The sequence below is a fragment of the Hymenobacter profundi genome (assembly GCF_019334315.1).
Lineage (GTDB): Bacteria > Bacteroidota > Bacteroidia > Cytophagales > Hymenobacteraceae > Hymenobacter > Hymenobacter profundi.
In genome coordinates, this window is the sequence record NZ_JAHWGL010000065.1 from 1 (window position 1) to 15,868 (window position 15,868).

The following is a 15,868-nucleotide window of genomic DNA, read 5'->3' on the forward strand; positions in this document are numbered from 1 at the left end:
TGAGGGATTAGTGTATTGAAATGGTGAAGTTGTGAGTTTGTGAAGTTATGAATTAGAAAACGCCTGTCATCCTGAGCACAGCGAAGGACCTTCTCACGCTAGAACGAGTCGTTGTTACGATAATCGTGCTTACGTGAGAAGGTCCTTCGCTGTGCTCAGGATGACAGGCGTTTTTCTGATTTTTAGTTATGAACTCACCATTTCACTATCTCACCTTATACCCTACCTTCTCGCGCACTTTGTTAAGGACGATGGTGCCGTAGGCTTGGGCTTTGCGGGCGCCTTCGGCGAGGCGGGCGTCTAGTTCAGGGAGGTTGTTCATGTAGTAAGTAAACTGCTCCCGCTCGTTGAAAAACCGCAACCGAATCAATTCATACAGGGCCGTTTTGGCGTGGCCGTAGCCGTAGCCGCCGTTCAGGTAGTTGGCGCGCATGTCGGCAACTTGCTCCGGGGTGGCCAACAGGGAGTAGAGCTTGAAGGTGGTGTCGTTGTCGGGGTCTTTGGGGGCTTCCAGGGGCGTGCTGTCCGATACGATGCCGCGAATGGTTTTGAGCAGCGCTTTGTCATCCACAAAAATATCGATGATGTTGCCGTAGCTCTTGCTCATCTTCTGGCCGTCGATGCCGGGAATGGTCATCAGCTGCTGATCGACGCGGGCCTGGGGCAGCACGAAGGTTTCGCCGTAGCGGCTGTTGAAGGCCGCAGCAATATCGCGGGTAATTTCCAGGTGCTGAATCTGGTCTTTGCCCACAGGTACCACCTCCGCATCGTAGAGCAGGATATCAGCCGCCATCAGCACCGGGTAGGTAAACAAGCCCGCATTCACGTCCGAGAGGCGGTCCGATTTGTCCTTGAACGAGTGCGCATTAGCCAGCATAGGGTAGGGCGCAAAGCACGACAGATACCACGTCAGCTCCGTTACCTGCGGCACATCGGACTGCCGGTAGAACAGGTTCTTCTCCGTATCGAAACCGCAGGCCAGCCATGCAGCCGCTACGGCGTAGGTGTTCTGACGCAGCGTGTCAGCATCGCGCACGGTAGTAAGCGAGTGCAGATCAGCAATAAACAGCAACGACTCGTTGGTGCTGGTTTTCGACAGCTCGACGGCCGGAAGAATGGCGCCCAGCAGGTTGCCCAAGTGCGGGCGGCCGGTGCTCTGGATGCCAGTGAGAATACGGGACATAGAGTTTAGCTATTAGCTACTAGCTGTTGGCTGTTAGCTTTTTCAGGATGATGGATGTGTTAGCTAACAGCCAACAGCTAGTAGCTAACAGCTCAAAAATTACACGCTCACGTCTGCCGCGGCTTCTTCTTGTAGCTCCTCGGTTTTTTCCTGGCCCAGGTAGCGGTCAATGAGGCCGTGGGCCAAGTAGAGCACCGGCGTGAGCAGAATGGCTGCTGCAAATTTATACCAGTAGTTGGTGTTGGCAACGCGTAGCACCTGCGCAAAGCTCCAATTACCGAACAGGTAGAACGCCACATACAGCACCACAAACGAGTCAACGAGCTGCGAAACGAGCGTGGAACCCGTAGCGCGCAGCCACACGTAGCGCCCCTTAGTAAGTCGCCGTAGCCACGCAAAAATGGTGGCGTCCAGCACCTGGCCGATGCCAAAAGCCACGATAGAGCCCGTGATGATGCCCAGGCCCTGCCGGAAAATACTCTGATAGGCAAAGTCGATATCAAATGGCCTACCCTGGGCGTCGGTGCCGTTCACCTCCAGCCAGAACTTAGCCGGTGGCAGGTAGGTGGTAGCCAGAATGATGAAGAACGCGTACAGAATCAGCCCCATCGTGAGGAAGCTCACGCGAAGCACGCCCGCCTTGCCGAAGTACTCGTTGATGATATCGGTGGTGATGAAGACCACCGGCCAGATGAGTACGCCGGCCGTGAGGTCGCCGGGCAGGGTAGGGGGTAGACCGAGTAGGGCATTGGCAGAAAATATCTTGACGCCAATAATTTCTGCCAGCAGAGCATTCACAATGAAAATGCCGCTGAGAACCAGGTAAAGCTGTTGTTTCTTCTTCGCCATAAAGGCGGGCAATAAGGTAGAAATCAGTACGGGAATTCTGTAGCGAGACTATTCGCCCGGCTACTTCGACAAAAATATCGTTTTGCCTTCTTTGGCTGATTGCCGGGCCGCATCCAGAATCTCTACCACGATGAGGTTGGTATCCAGCGACGATAATTTATCTTCCTGAATATCGCCCCGCACCACGGCGGCCAGGTAGGCAAACGGCTCATCGTACGGGGCCTTCGGGGCTGCAATAGTCAGCTCCTGCGGTGCGGCTTTTTCGGTAGGGCGCACGCGTAGCTGGCGACTGTCGAGCGCGAAGACGGCGCCGGTCTGCCCGTAAATTTCCATGTCTTTGCGGGAGTAGGGCCAGTTCCAGGATGCCTGAATGATGCCTTGCGCGTGCGGGTAGGTAACCACAATCGTGGCCTCGTCATCCACGCGCGGATATACCTGCGGCTGCAAGTGCTGGGTCACGGCCGTCACCGACTGGGGCCGCTGGCCCTGCATCAGCCAGGTCATCAAATCGGCGCCGTAGCAGCCAAAGTCAATTAGCGCCCCGCCGCCGTTTTGCACTGGGTCAGTCAGCCACTCTAGGAACTCTGGGTTCACGTTGATGGCTTTTGGGCCCTGGTGACCGTCGTGCACCACCATCTTGCGGATGTCGCCGATGGTTTTTTGCTGCGTCACTAGCTCGTAGGCCCGGTGGTTGGTGCCGTACCAGCTGGTTTCGTAGTTGGTGAGCAGGTGAATGTGGTGCTTGTTCGCCAGAGCAGCCATCTGGCGGGCGTGGTCTACGCTTACGGCCAGGGGCTTTTCTACCATCACATGCACGCCGCGGGGAGCACAGGCTTGCACCACGGCCAGGTGGTCGTAGATGCTGTTGAAAGCCGTTACGGCCTGGGGCTTGGTCTTTACCAGCATTTCTTCCAGGGTAGGATACACCAGCTTCATGCTCAGACCATATTGCTTGGTGAGGCGCTGGGCCAAGTCGCGGTTGGGCTCCGCAATACCTACTATCACCACGTCGCCGCGTTGGGCACGGCCCAGCAGCACGTGCACGTGGGCGTGTGTGAGGCCCGCAATACCCACGCGTATGGGTGCAGGGGCTAGGGAAGTGGCATTGGCGGCGGCAATAGAGCCAAGCAGGAGCAGTAAAACTAACAGAATGGTTCTGGGCATGGGTGGGGTAGGAAAAGTGAGGGAATACGTATCGCTGCCTCCAACCAGCCGGGTGGCAGTAGGAAGTCAGTTCGAAAAACAACTTCTCCGGCCAAAAGCTGCAAGGGTGCACGCTATAAGCTCACCGTTTTGCCTTCCACGCCCAATTCTGTATTCGGAAACACTGCTTGGGCTTCAGCCAGCAGCGGTGCCAAATCGCGGTAGCGCGACGAAAAGTGCCCGATAAGCAGCTGTTTTACGTGGGCCTCTTTGGCCAGCGAAGCAGCCTGGTGGGCCGTGGAGTGGTGAGTAAGGGCCGCCCGCTCCCGCATTTCATCCGCAAACGTGGCCTCGTGGTAGAGCAAATCTACGCCGTGCAGCAGCGGCGCCAGGCCCGGCAGGTACAGCGTGTCGGAGCAGAAGGCGTAGCTGCGCGAGGGGGTAGGGTCGGTGGTAACGTCGGCGTTGCGAACGAGCAGGGTGTTGGTGGCCGGGTCGTACACGTCTTCGCCCTGCGCGAGAGCCGCTAGTTGGGCCGGCGTGAGGCTGTCGGGCAACTGCTCCTTAACGAGGTGGCGACGCTTCGGCTTCTCCCGAAACAAATAGCCGCAGCACGGAATGCGGTGCTGCATGGGCAGCGTGTGCACCGTCAGTTGCTTGTCCTCAAAAATCTGCTGGTGCTGGGTGGTATCTACCGCCGTAAATAACAACTCAAAATTAAGCCGCGTGTGTGAGTAGCGAAACTGCGTGGTCAGAATCTCATCGAGGCCGGGCGGGCCGAAGAGTTGCAGCGGCTCGGTACGTCCGTGCAGGTGCATGGTGCCCAGCAGCCCGAACAATCCGAAAAAATGGTCGCCGTGCAGGTGGGAGATGAAAATCGTGTGGATGCGCGGGTGCCGGATTTTATACTCCAACAAGCGGCGCTGCGTGCCCTCACCGCAATCAATCAGGTATTGGCTAGCGCCTACCGTCAGGAGTTGCGCCGTGTGGTGGCGGTCCATCACGGGGGTGGCCGAAGCACTACCGAGTATTTTTAGTTCGAACTCCAAGGAATAGCTGGTAGCTGATAGCCGCGTTGGCAGATAGCTGCGGCCAGAGAGTTAAAAATACGAAAGCTGCTGGCCGTTAGCTGTCAGCGGAAAACTAACAGCTAGCAGCCAACAGCTATCAGCTAAAAAACGCGCTATTCTTTGTTGGTCAGGTCGCGCTCGATGGCGTGCAGGAAAATGCGGTCGATGCCTTCCTCTACCGTAGGCAGAATATGCAATACCGATTCCAGCTTGGAAATGGTGATAAGCTTCATTACGTGGTCTTGCAGGCCGGTGAGCACCAGCAGGCCACCCGTAGAGTTGCACAAGCGGTTGGCAATCAGAATAGAGCTGAGGCCCGACGAATCGGTGTATTTTACGTTGCTCAGGTCCAGAATCAGGTTGTTGGTGCCTTCGGCATTCAGCTTCACAAATTCCGACTTCAGATCGGGCGCAACAGTAGTGTCGAGCTTCTTCTCGTCAATCGTAATTATGGTGTAGGTGTCCTTTTTATCAATCGAGTACTTCATACCGCGTGTTTCGGTGGTTAAGGGAGTTGCGAAGGTAGGAAAAAAATGTTCGAGACGGAGAGAAGAAAGGTACGGGAAAGATAGCAGAATTTTAATACCCATTTGGACCTGCCGTACCAAATGTGAGGGAGGCCCACGTGCTATGCCAGTCAGCGCGGGTGTGGTCGGGGATGGCGGCCATACGCACCGTGCTCAGCATATAGCTACCGGGAGTGGATAAGCGTAACAAAATTCGGCCGCTAAGGTTGCTGTACAGGCGCGACGCTTTGGGTTTTTGTCCGGGCTGGCGCTGCCACACCTGCACCAACGCGCCGGTTACGGGCTGCCCGTCCTGCACCACGCGCACCGTCAGCACGGCTCCTGGCCGCAGCAGGTAGGGATTTTGCTCGGGTATCAGCTCCAGCGGCAAGCCCACGGGGCGGGCGTAAGCGCGAGCCGTATCGCGGGAGTTTACTTTGCCTACCTGTATCAGCGTTTTGGCACACCGCCGGTAGGCCTCCCGCGCGGGGTTGGTTAATTCGTTGCGTTGCTGGCGCAGTACTAACACGTTATCGAGGCCTTCTTCCTTGAGGTAGGTATTGAACTGCTCGGCCGTTTGCTCCAGGTAGGCGTCGTTGGTAGCCAAGGCCACTACGTGCGTGCCCGGCTGGGCGAATGTGAGGGCCGTTTGCAGCGTGTCGGCCTGGGTGGCGCTAGTAGTAAGATCTTCGGTACCGGCCGGACCGGCGTGGACGAAACGCGTAATGCGGCTGCTTTTGCCTGCCCAGCGCTGGCCAGTGAAATTTTCGCCTACCCAGGTTTGCAGGTTGATTTTCTGACCAGCCGCCACAAAATAGTGCGGCGGCGCCAACCAAAACTCATGCGCAGCCGCTAGAAGCGCCGGCGTGCCGATAACTACAGTTAGAACAATGCTTTTCAGCGAAGGCCGCATACGGGCAAGTAGAGAGAAGTGAACACTACCGCCTAGGCAGCGCTCCGAAGAACGCGTGCCACCTAGGCGGTAGTGCATCTAAGTTTGTAAAAGATGATGTGCAGGAGATGAAGCTACCCTACTTGTTCTTTAAAGCGTCATTTCTCTCGCTGGTCGAAATGACGCTTTAGCAGTCGAAAGGACTACTCGCCTAAAACCGCTCCAAGGCCAGCGCGTAGGCGCGGTCATAATACACCCGCAGGTTTTTCCAATCGAACAGCTCCGAAGAGTTTTCTACGCGGTTGCGCTGGGCAATTCGTTCGCGGCGATTTTGCAGCACGAAGTTCCAGAGCATATCCGTCAACTCTTCGGCGGCTTCGTGGAAAGAGCGCTCTTGGCGGTGCACCACATAGATGCCTTTGTCTTCGTGGTCGGATACGTGCTGCATCACGTAGTCGCCGAAGCCGGAGAGGTCGGAGGTAATGGCCGGCACGCCGCGCGCAATGCACTCCAGCGGCGTGTATCCCCAGGGCTCGTAGTAGCTCGGGAACACGCCCAGGTGGCAGCCGCGCACAAACTGCCCGTACTCCATGCCAAACAAGGGAGAGGTAGGCGACACAAAATCAGGGTGATACACCATCTTCACGCGGTCGTGCTGGTAATTGAGCAGGTTGGCTTGGCGCATGAAGTTCAGAATGTCATCGTTCTGATCATCAATCAGGTTGTGGGTGATGATGGACGGCAGCGCGTTGGTTTTCCAGCTTTGTAGGGTGCGGCGGTAGCGCAGGCGCCAGTAGTCGTCTACCATCGCACTGAGGTCGGGCAGGCGGTGGTCGGTGCCGGCGGCGGCGGCGTAGAACAGCCGCTCGCCCACCTGCTCCTGAATGGCCTCGCAGGTTTCGCGCACCTCATCCAGAATAGCGCGGTTTTGCAGCACCAGCGGGTTGATGCTGGTGAAGGGGCGCTTGGTAATAAAGAACATCACCACATTACCTTCCAGGCCGCTTTGTTGCAGGCGGTAATTAAGCCGCGCCAGCGCTTCCAGCGTCAGATCGAATCCCTTGTTGTGATACTCGTAGCGGCCCGAGGTGAACAGGTACAGCGTGTTGTCCAGATCAAACGAATAGCTCTGGAAAAAGTGCGCCATCACAAACTCGTTGATCTTGTCCTTGTACTGCTTGTGCAGGTTCTGGAACTCGTGCAGGGCCACAAACCGCTCAATGTTGAGGCCGTTGGGCAGCACCGCGTCGGGGAACCGGTCGAGCAGGTAGATGCACTCGCGCACCGTCAACTCGCTCACGGTGGTAAACACATGCGAGCCGTGCGCGGCGGCGCGCTCGATGCTCACAGCCGTTTCAATGTTGAAATGCCGCGCCTCGGCCAGCCAGTCTACCTGCATCAAGTGCTCGTAGAAGTTGGGGTCGTTCATGGCCAGGTAGCGGCCCAGCAGGGTAGCGTGCGTGGTAAACACGATGTGCACCGGCACCTGGTCGCGGCGCAGATCGGGAATGGCTACGCCGGTCATCCACTCGTGGAAGTGCGCAATCACGCGGCGCGGCGGTACCACCTCAGCAGTCAGAATTTCAATGAAAATCTTGGCCAGATGCCCAAACGCCTCTACCTGGTGCAGGAGGTCGTCGTTGTCGGGGGTAGGGATGCCGTGGTGGTGCCACAGGTCGCTTTTGATATTGCCCAAGTGGCCGTATACTTGGAAGGGGTTGATGAGCACCGTGCGCGGCCTACCCGTCACCAGCCACACGCCGTACTGCACATCGTAGCCCCGCTGCCGCATCTGGCGCACGGCCCCGGCAAAGGGGTCGGAAAGGAGCGTCAGCTGCATATCATCGAAGGGCTCAAACTCGCTCTGGGCCTGTTGCGGAAAGTAGGGCCCTAGCAGGCAGTACCGGTCGCCCCATCCCTGCACGGCGGCGGGTACCTTGGAGCGAATGACGGTGTAGATGCCACCTACCTGGTTACAAACTTCCCAAGCAGATTCGACAAGCAGGGCGTCTAGGGCAATGGCATTGGAATTGGTACGGGTGGGGTATTGCATAAAAGGAAAGAGTAGCAGGGAGGTGTATGGTAGGAGTACGGGCAATATAGCGGGGAGAGTTGGCAGAAGCGGCAACAATTTCCCAATTCCGAACAGATTATCTACTCATCAGCAACCATTGGCGCGTTGGATTGTGGCATTCGACAGAATGTAAGCGACTCCAGTACAGGTAGAGCTACACAGGAAAAGTAGCCTGACTTTCTATCTACTTACAAAACGCAACGCAAAACGCCTACCCCAACATCGAAGCAGAGTAGGCGTGTTGCGTTGTAGAAAAGGCCGCTGACTACTGCGGGTTTTGCGAGATAATCAGCACGGAATAGGGTGCTAGGCCAAAGGTGCCGTAGTAGGGTTGGTCGTCGTAGATTCCTTCCTCTGCGTGCGTGCCGGTGCTCTGGAAATTGCCGAATTCTTCGTCATACCCTTCCCAGTCGGAGTTGAAGCGCACGTGCCATTCGCCGTTGCGAGGTAGGCCGATGGCGTAGGCATCGTAGGCTTGGTTGGCAAAATTGGCAATGACGATGGTTGTATCGCCGGGGCCGCCTTGGTCGCGGCGTGCAAAGGCAATGACTTTGTTCTCGTTGTTGAGGTGAAACACATCCACGTACTGTCCCATCAGGCCGCGCGTGTTGCCGTGGAAGTTGCGGCGCAGCGCTGCCATGTCGCGGTAGAGCTGCACCAGGCCGCTGTGCTGCTCGGCGTGTTCCCAATTCAGGGGGGCATCGTCGGAGAAGAAGCCGTCGGCCAGCATGGCCTGCCCCTGAAATACCATGGGAATGCCCGGCGACGTGAACACCAGCGCGGCGCCCAGGGTAGCCCGTTTCTTCGGAAACCACGTGTGGGCGTTGCCCGGCATAATCTCCTCGGTCACGCGCGATTTGCCGTTGGCTACCTCGTCGTGCGACTCGGTATAAATAACGCGCTGAAAAGCGTCGCCATTATACACTTTGGTAATGGCTGCGGCCACGGCGTGCATGTCGCGCTCCTCGTCGGAGTAGGCCGTGATGGCGTGGCGCACGGGATACACGAAGGCTGAATCCCACTGCGTGGAGAAGCCCTGGCCGCCATCCTCGGGCATGCGCGTGATGTAGTCGTTGCCCAGCAAATCCTCGGCAATGGTAATCTTCCAGGGCATGCGCTGGCGGATTTCCTCGTTGATCCACTTCATCAACGACCAGCCATCGGGCAGGTCGCGGGAGGGGTCCTCGGAGCCGTCTACGTTGCGAATGTGGGAGATGGAGTCGGCGCGCAGGCCGTCTACACGGTAGTCTTCCAGCCACATCAGGGCGTTGTCGCGGATGTAGTAGCGCACGGCGTCGCGGCCGTAGTCGGGGCGGTTGTGGCCCCAAGGCGTTTGGGCGCGCCAGTCGTTGTAGAAGTAGATGCCGCCGCCGTTGTCTTCCGACCAGCCATCAAACTGCCACAAATCCAGGTCGCCTGGGCCGAAGTGGTTGTACACCACGTCCAGAATCACGGCAATGCCGTGGCGGTGGGCCTGCTTCACCAGCTCTTTGAAGGCTTGCGGTCCGCCGTAGTCGGTTTCCAGGGCAAAGGGATGCGCGGGGTTGTAGCCCCAGGAGCGGCCGCCGGGAAACTCGGTGGCGGGCATCACCTCAATGGCGTTGATGCCCATCTCGCGCAGGTAGTCCAGCTTGTCAATCACGTCGTAGAACGTGCCAGGCTTCTCAGGGTCGGGGGCGTTGAAGGTGCCCACGTGCAACTCGTATACAATCAGCTCGTTCCAGGCGGGCATCTGGAAATTATCGTCTTCCCAGTCGAAATTTGGGTCGAGCACTACCGAGTTGCCGGCCGAGTGCGTCACCTGGCGGGCGTAGGGGTCGTTGCGCTGTAGCTGGCCGGTAGGCGTATCCAGCCAGAATTTGTACTCTGTGCCGGGGCCGAGGTCAGCAAAATCGGCGGCCCAGTAGCCGTCAGTTTCGTGGCTAAGCGGGTGCGACTCGTGGTTCCAGTCGTTGAAGGGGCCTACCAACGCAACGGCCTCCGCCGAAGGTGCCCATACGCGGAAGGTGGTGCCGTGCTCGTGCGGAATGGCGCCCATGCCGGGCTGGAGGGGGGTAGGAGTAGAGGTTGGAGCGGGAGAAAGGTCAGTTTCAGGCATAATGGTTCGAGAGAAATCCCAAAGGAAATGTGAGCCTTTAACTGTCCAATTTTCGTTTAGGTTGTGCTGACGAGGTTGGCGGCCCAGCGCGTGCGTCAGAAATGCTGCTTGCAGCCTAATGGGCGGGGGTTTGGGGCGATTTCCAAGCGCGTGCATTGTTTGAGCGACGCAGGTTTGAACGGCTGCTTTAAGGAGGGTAGGCGTGCCCGTTCTTTCCACAAAATGGGCCGGGAATGAACAAGGCCGTTTTAGTGTTGGTTTACTTTCGCCAGATCAACCCACCCGCTGCGACGCCTATCTTTGCGGCTTCACTACCTGCTTTTCTGTGCCCCGACCAAAACCTGTTGTATACGGCCTCTATGGCTGGACGCCCGCTTACGGCTACCGCTACATTCACCCCGCCAACCGTCGCACCTTTGAGTGGCTGGAACCGGTAGGCAAGCTGTTCGAGAAGATTGACGAAACCGACGAGTGGCTGCTGCTGCGCTACGACGAGCAGCAGTTCAAAGTCAGCCCCGAGCTGTTCAAGGAACTTTACAACCGCCCTACCTTCAGCTTCGGCGACTTGGTGGAAGAGGTAGACCCGCCCGCTGGCCGGGCCGCTCACCGTGGCCTCATCTCCGACGTGTTTTGGGACGAAGCCACCGACCGCGCCACCTACCAGCTGGTAGAGCGCAAGCGCAAAGTGCGGCAGGTGTTTGAAGGCGATGAACTGCGGCTGGTATAGGTATTCTGCTGTTTTTCAGTTTTGTAGCGAAGGGTGGTTTCTGTTTGACGCGCTTCGGTAGGGCGCCTTGCTGGATTCTCTTGTGGTCTATTTCTATCCAGAATGACGATTATATACCATGAAAGAGAGAGATTTGCCCACCGCGGCGGTGCAACTTCGCAAACGCAACCGTAGTAAATAGACAACTTGACCGTATAGTCTGATTAGCGCCGCCTCTATCACAGGGTATTAAGTATGATAAATCCGTCGGCTTTTCTACAGACTATGGTAGAGGAGATGCCGCACTTCTTCTTCATTTATCAGGTGAATACCAAGCAGGTGGTATACGCTACTCCCGCCTGCGAGCAGTTGTTGGGGGTAGCGCCTGCACAAGCCACCGAGCAACTGCCGGAACTGCTGAGTCGCCTGCACCCCGACGACCAACCCTACCTGGCCCGGTGCTGGAACCTGTGGGTGCGCGGCCATTTGCACGACGAGCTGGAATTCAGGGTGCGCCGCACCGAGGCCCCTAACCAGTGGATGTCTCTGGTATTAAGCCCTCATCAACAGCGGCTTGCAGACGGGGAGGTGCTGATTGGTGGCTTCCTGCGCGATGTCACCACGGAGCGCGATAACCTGGAAAATGCGAATAGGTTCAATGCCAAAAAGAACGCCACACTGGAAATCCTCTCGCACGATTTGGCGGGGCCTTTGGCGCTGGTGCAGCAAATCAGCGCAGCCATGCAGGCGCAAGTGCTACCCCTGGGCAATGCCAAACTCACGGAGGCCCTGGGCATTATGCAAACCATCTGCCACGACAGCGTGAACCTGATTCGTGACTTCGTGGACAACGAGTTCATGACATCGGCCAACGTGGAGCTGAAGCTGGACCGGGTAGACCTGGTGTGGCGGGTGAACCTGACCATGGAGGAATACCAACGCGCGGCGGCGCAACTCAACAAGCAGTTTCTCTTCCTGCCTGCTTCGGCTCCGATCTACGTCAACCTCGACGAAAATAAGTTCTTGCAGGTGCTCAACAACCTGCTCAGCAACTCCATTAAGTTTACGCACGAAGGCGGCCGCATCATCGTGCGAATAGAACAGCAGCGGGGCCAAGTGCTCCTGACGGTGCAGGACGATGGCATTGGCATTGCGCCGGAGTTGCAGCCGGGACTGTTTGAGCGCTTTACGAAGGCACGCCGCCCTGGTCTGCGGGGCGAGAAAACCACGGGTCTGGGTATGTCCATCATCAAAACGATTGTGGAGTTGCACCGCGGGCAGATATGGCTGGAGAGTGCCGAAAACCAGGGAACTACGTTCTACATCACCCTACCCTCGCTCGATTCCTGATGGCGTAGGCTGCCCGGTTTTCGGGTCTGAATGCTGCGTTGCCACAACCGAAAAACGGGCAGCGTAGGGTGGTAGTAGGCGCGGGTTGGTAAGCTGCGCACTAGCAACTCTAGGGCCTGGGAAGCCGTTTTGAAGGTTGAATTGCGGCGTAAACCGTCGCTGCTGACCTTAACAACCAAACCCTGATGGAAAACAAACCAACCTCCCTACCCCCGCAGGCCCAGGACCAACAGCCCGGCCTGGAAACCGAAATGACCCCGCAGCCAGAATACATCCGGGCCAACTACAAGGGCAGCGAAAAGCTACAAGATAAAGTAGCCCTGATTACAGGCGGCGACTCCGGCATTGGTCGGGCCGTGGCTATTCATTTTGCCCGCGAGGGTGCCGACGTGGCTATCACCTACAAGCCCGAAGAAGAGCAGGACGCCTACGACACGCGCCAGTTGGTAGAAGCCGAAGGCCGCCGCTGCCTCACGCTGGCTGGCGACCTGCGCGACAAGCAGTTCTGCGAAGACATTGTGCAGCGCACTATAGATGAGCTGGGCAAGCTGAACATTGTGATAAGCAACGCCGCCGAGCAATTCGTGAGTACAGATGTGTCGGAGTTGCCCAACGAGCAATTCGAGGATACCTTCAAAGTGAATTTCTTCCCGATGGTATACGTGGTGAAAGCCGCCTTGCCGCACTTGCACGAAGGCGATTCTATTATTGCTACCTCCTCGATAAACGCCTATAAAGGCAATGAGCAATTGGTAGACTACACCTCTACTAAAGGTGCCATCACGGCCTATATTCGCTCTATCTCGCAGCAGTTGGCCGATAAGAAAATCCGCGCTAACACGGTAGCCCCCGGCCCCATCTGGACTCCGCTGATTCCGGCCAGCTTCTCACCCGATAAAGTGGCCAAGTTTGGCCAGGACACTACCATGAAGCGTCCCGGACAGCCTTCGGAAGTAGCCCCGGCCTACGTATTCCTGGCGTCGGAAGACTCTTCGTATATCACTGGTCAGGCCATTCACCCCAACGGCGGCTCAGTGCTGAATACGTAAGCCATAGCATTTATTCGACGGTAACTGGATGCAATCAGGTAGCAGTACGCTACCTGATTGCACCCAGTTGTTTTTAGCCCAGTCCCACGGCAATGCCCACTACCACCGCCACTGCCCCTAGTGCCAGCAGCAGCAGGTAGAGCGGGAAGGCAAACCGCCACCACGCGTCAAACCGCACGCCGCAGGCAGCTACAATGGCCATTAGGGCACCGTTGGTAGGCGTTATCAACTCGCACAGGCCAGCGCCGTATTGGTAGGCCAGCACTGTTACCTGCCGGGGTAGACCTAGCAAATCGGAGAGGGGGGTGAGGATGGGCATGGTGAGCACCGCCTGTCCGCTCACCGAAGGAACTGGCAAGTGCAGAGCGGTGTGCACCCCCATCATACCCAGCGCGGAAAGCGTAACCGGCAAGTGCGCCAGCGGCGCCGACAAGCTATTGACGATGGTATCGACTACCTGCCCCTGCTCCAGCACCACGAAAATGGCTCGCGCAAACCCAATCAAGAGCGCCGAGAAAGCGAGGTCGCGGAAACCAGCGATGAACGCCTCGGCGGTGCCGTTGAGACCCAGCCCACCGATCAGCCCAGCTGCTACCCCCAGCCCAAAAAATAAGGCGCCCATTTGCTCAAACTCCCAGCCCAACCGGAGTACGCCGTAGGTGAACACGCCAAACGCCACTAGCAGCAGCGCCAGCACCAGCCCGTGTCGGCCGTGGCTGGTTTCGGCTAGGGCGGCTTCCTCGGCGGCCACTTCCACCACCGGCTCCTGGCGGTGGCGCCGGGCAAAGCGCATGGTGCCGCCAATCCAAATCAGCAGCGCGCCAGCAAGAAACGCCAACCGAAACCCGGCCCCGGAGAGCAGCGGGAGCTGCGCCAGTTTCTGCGCAATGCCTACCTGAAACGGGTTCAACGGGCTGAACGCAGCCCCCACGGCAGCGGCCCCCAGGCTCACCGCCGCGGCCGTAATGGTAGGGTAGCCCAGGCGGCGCATCAGCACCAGCAATACCGGCACCAGCGGAATGATTTCTTCCTGCATATTTTCCAGGGCGCCCATGGTGGCAAACAGCAGCGACACGATGGGAATAACCAGCGCTTCGCGCCCGCGCAGGCGCACCAGCAGCCAGTCTACCCCGTGGCGCAACGCCCCCGTCTGATCCACTACGGTGAAGGCGCCGCCCGTCAGGAACACAAAGAAAATAACGCTGGCCGCGTCGGCCATTCCCTTCGGAATATCCACAATTGCGGCCAGCGGATTTACTGGTGTGGGCGGCACGTGGTGGTAGGAGCCCGGCACCACTACGTCCCGGCCGGTAGCCGGGTCGGGCAGCCGGTTGAAGACGCCAGCCGGCAACAGATAGCTTAACAATAGCGCCAAGAGAATGAAGCCAAGCAGCAGCACCAGCGGATGCGGAAAACGAAGAGTTTTTTTCATGCCTAACGGCGGTGTGGGTAAGATAAAATTCAGAAAATCAAAGGATAGTGTACTGGCAGAAGAGCCGCTATCTTGCAAGGAATTCGCTTTTCAATGCTGCTGCCTACATACGGTATGGTTTGCCGCCTACGTTGGTTGGGAACCTGTTCTGGTAGTGTTGTAGTTGCTGCTATCATCGTCCTGCTTATGCAATTTACCGCTTTCAAGCTCCTACCTCTTCCTCAGCAAACCACCTACTTGGTGCAGCACGGTCGTTTTTTGGCTGGGCAGCAGCAGGATAGTTTTGAGTTGCAACTATTTGCCTGTCACGACTTCTACGCGGAGATGTGGCGGGTGCAAGGGGAGGAGCGAGTTCTGTTTATTCATATTTTCCAGAATCCGGATTGTCTTTTCCATTATCTGGAAAAAATCATACTGCCGGGCATATAAAATCCGAAACAACTTAGGTAGCTTTGCTCAGAAGGAAAACGAAAGGATACGATGTCAACTATAAATGAGGCGGAATACTGGAAAACGCGCAAGCAAGTGCGCGAGGATATTCTGACCATTCGCAACGAATTACTGGACATAGTAGCTAGAAAGAGCGTTATAGAGCGTCGGTTGGAGCAGATGCAGAACGAGCTGGCAGTGCTCAACAGCGCCCTGCTCAACGAAGCGTACTACCTGCGCCTTGGCTACGCAGACTACGCGCTGGATGCCCCTAATATCTACGATACGCCCCTGATTGTGCATACCGTGCCCGTGCCGTTTGGCTCATATCGGGACGCCAGTATGGAAGGTGAGCAGCCGGTTCAACTATTCGGCCACGAGCGCACCGTGGAAGGCTTCCAACGGATAGCTATGCCCGAGACAGTGCCCGAACTGACGCACCACACCGGCCGCTACATCACCGACGCCCTCGGCAAAACCCGTTACCTGCTCGACGACCGCGTGCTGGCGGCCTTGCTTCAGCAAGATCCGGAGTCCTTCCGTCGCATCACCCGCAAAGATGCCGAAGGACAAATTTTGATTCAGGGTGAGTTCGGAATAGTACCATCCTACCAGGAAGCAGCGCCCGGCCGTATCTACGCCGATGAGGCGGAATATTATGGCGCCCTGGCCCGCTATTACACCGATATGTCGAAGCTGGCCGGCCTGAAAGGCCGCGAGCAGCACACCGCCGCGTAAGCAGCAGCCGGACAACTTGTAGGTCATTCATTTCCACTTACATAAAGCCTTTAACATAACACGCCCTCCACGGCTCAGGCCTGGGGGGCGTTTTGTTTTTGCTCTATCTTCCGGCGCTGGTGTTGACAGAAGACTGGGGCTATCAACTGCTACAACCGTTACCATAGTATACCACTGGCGCAGCGCTTCAATGGCGGCTCCTTGTTCTGGTTGCCGCAGTAGCTTTCGGGGTAGCAATACGTCATCAATATCAACGACGAACCGGACGACTTAACGGCATACTTTACGAGTTACCAGCGGGTAGGGGAAGTGCTGAATCCGTACGCCCGCGAGCAGGGCACTACCATTA

Annotated in this window: 14 protein-coding genes; 5 read left to right on the forward strand and 9 right to left on the reverse strand. The window is 57.3% G+C overall.

The window, feature by feature from the left end:
• Positions 1–205: 205 nt before the first annotated feature.
• From trpS to KYK14_RS14700, 8 genes are all read right to left on the reverse strand, one after another.
• Positions 206–1,183 (reverse strand): tryptophan--tRNA ligase, encoded by a 978-nt coding sequence (gene trpS, locus KYK14_RS14665; protein ID WP_219159822.1) that lies wholly within the window; start codon positions 1,181–1,183, stop codon positions 206–208.
• A gap of 99 nt (positions 1,184–1,282) precedes the next feature.
• Entirely contained in the window at positions 1,283–2,032 is a 750-nt protein-coding gene (locus KYK14_RS14670) for a queuosine precursor transporter (protein ID WP_208307204.1), read from the reverse strand.
• A 60-nt stretch (positions 2,033–2,092) separates the two neighbouring features.
• Positions 2,093–3,196 (reverse strand): Gfo/Idh/MocA family protein, encoded by a 1,104-nt coding sequence (locus tag KYK14_RS14675; protein ID WP_219159824.1) that lies wholly within the window; start codon positions 3,194–3,196, stop codon positions 2,093–2,095.
• A gap of 113 nt (positions 3,197–3,309) precedes the next feature.
• A complete protein-coding gene (locus tag KYK14_RS14680) occupies positions 3,310–4,224 on the reverse strand; it encodes a ribonuclease Z (RefSeq protein ID WP_219159826.1) in 915 nt (304 codons plus the stop codon).
• 134 nt (positions 4,225–4,358) lie between these two features.
• Positions 4,359–4,733: an STAS domain-containing protein gene (locus KYK14_RS14685; protein WP_208307201.1), complete on the reverse strand. Its 375-nt coding sequence runs from the start codon at positions 4,731–4,733 to the stop codon at positions 4,359–4,361.
• Between the two features lie 91 nt (positions 4,734–4,824).
• Positions 4,825–5,664 (reverse strand): DUF4198 domain-containing protein, encoded by an 840-nt coding sequence (locus KYK14_RS14690; protein ID WP_219159828.1) that lies wholly within the window; start codon positions 5,662–5,664, stop codon positions 4,825–4,827.
• 190 nt (positions 5,665–5,854) lie between these two features.
• Positions 5,855–7,696: a glycosyltransferase gene (locus KYK14_RS14695; protein WP_219159830.1), complete on the reverse strand. Its 1,842-nt coding sequence runs from the start codon at positions 7,694–7,696 to the stop codon at positions 5,855–5,857.
• 286 nt (positions 7,697–7,982) lie between these two features.
• Positions 7,983–9,815, reverse strand: coding sequence for an alpha-amylase family glycosyl hydrolase (locus tag KYK14_RS14700; RefSeq protein WP_246601863.1), 1,833 nt, complete (start codon positions 9,813–9,815; stop codon positions 7,983–7,985).
• Between the two features lie 325 nt (positions 9,816–10,140).
• Between KYK14_RS14700 and KYK14_RS14705 the strand changes: the two genes are divergently transcribed.
• The 3 genes from KYK14_RS14705 (at position 10,141) to KYK14_RS14715 (ending at position 12,920) form a co-directional block, all read left to right on the forward strand.
• Positions 10,141–10,542: a DUF6960 family protein gene (locus KYK14_RS14705; protein WP_208307198.1), complete on the forward strand. Its 402-nt coding sequence runs from the start codon at positions 10,141–10,143 to the stop codon at positions 10,540–10,542.
• A 264-nt stretch (positions 10,543–10,806) separates the two neighbouring features.
• Positions 10,807–11,871 (forward strand): PAS domain-containing sensor histidine kinase, encoded by a 1,065-nt coding sequence (locus KYK14_RS14710; protein WP_219159832.1) that lies wholly within the window; start codon positions 10,807–10,809, stop codon positions 11,869–11,871.
• 185 nt (positions 11,872–12,056) lie between these two features.
• The gene (locus KYK14_RS14715; protein ID WP_185280718.1) at positions 12,057–12,920 is read left to right on the forward strand and encodes an SDR family oxidoreductase; all 864 of its coding nucleotides are present in this window, start codon (positions 12,057–12,059) and stop codon (positions 12,918–12,920) included.
• 73 nt (positions 12,921–12,993) lie between these two features.
• Here KYK14_RS14715 and KYK14_RS14720 read toward each other — a convergent pair whose 3' ends face one another.
• Positions 12,994–14,352, reverse strand: a complete 1,359-nt coding sequence (locus KYK14_RS14720) for a YfcC family protein (protein WP_219159834.1) — start codon at positions 14,350–14,352, stop codon at positions 12,994–12,996.
• 186 nt (positions 14,353–14,538) lie between these two features.
• Between KYK14_RS14720 and KYK14_RS14725 the strand changes: the two genes are divergently transcribed.
• Both KYK14_RS14725 and KYK14_RS14730 read left to right on the forward strand, forming a co-directional pair.
• Positions 14,539–14,781 (forward strand): hypothetical protein, encoded by a 243-nt coding sequence (locus KYK14_RS14725; protein WP_208307195.1) that lies wholly within the window; start codon positions 14,539–14,541, stop codon positions 14,779–14,781.
• A 51-nt stretch (positions 14,782–14,832) separates the two neighbouring features.
• Positions 14,833–15,519 (forward strand): hypothetical protein, encoded by a 687-nt coding sequence (locus KYK14_RS14730; protein ID WP_208307194.1) that lies wholly within the window; start codon positions 14,833–14,835, stop codon positions 15,517–15,519.
• Positions 15,520–15,868: the final 349 nt, after the last annotated feature.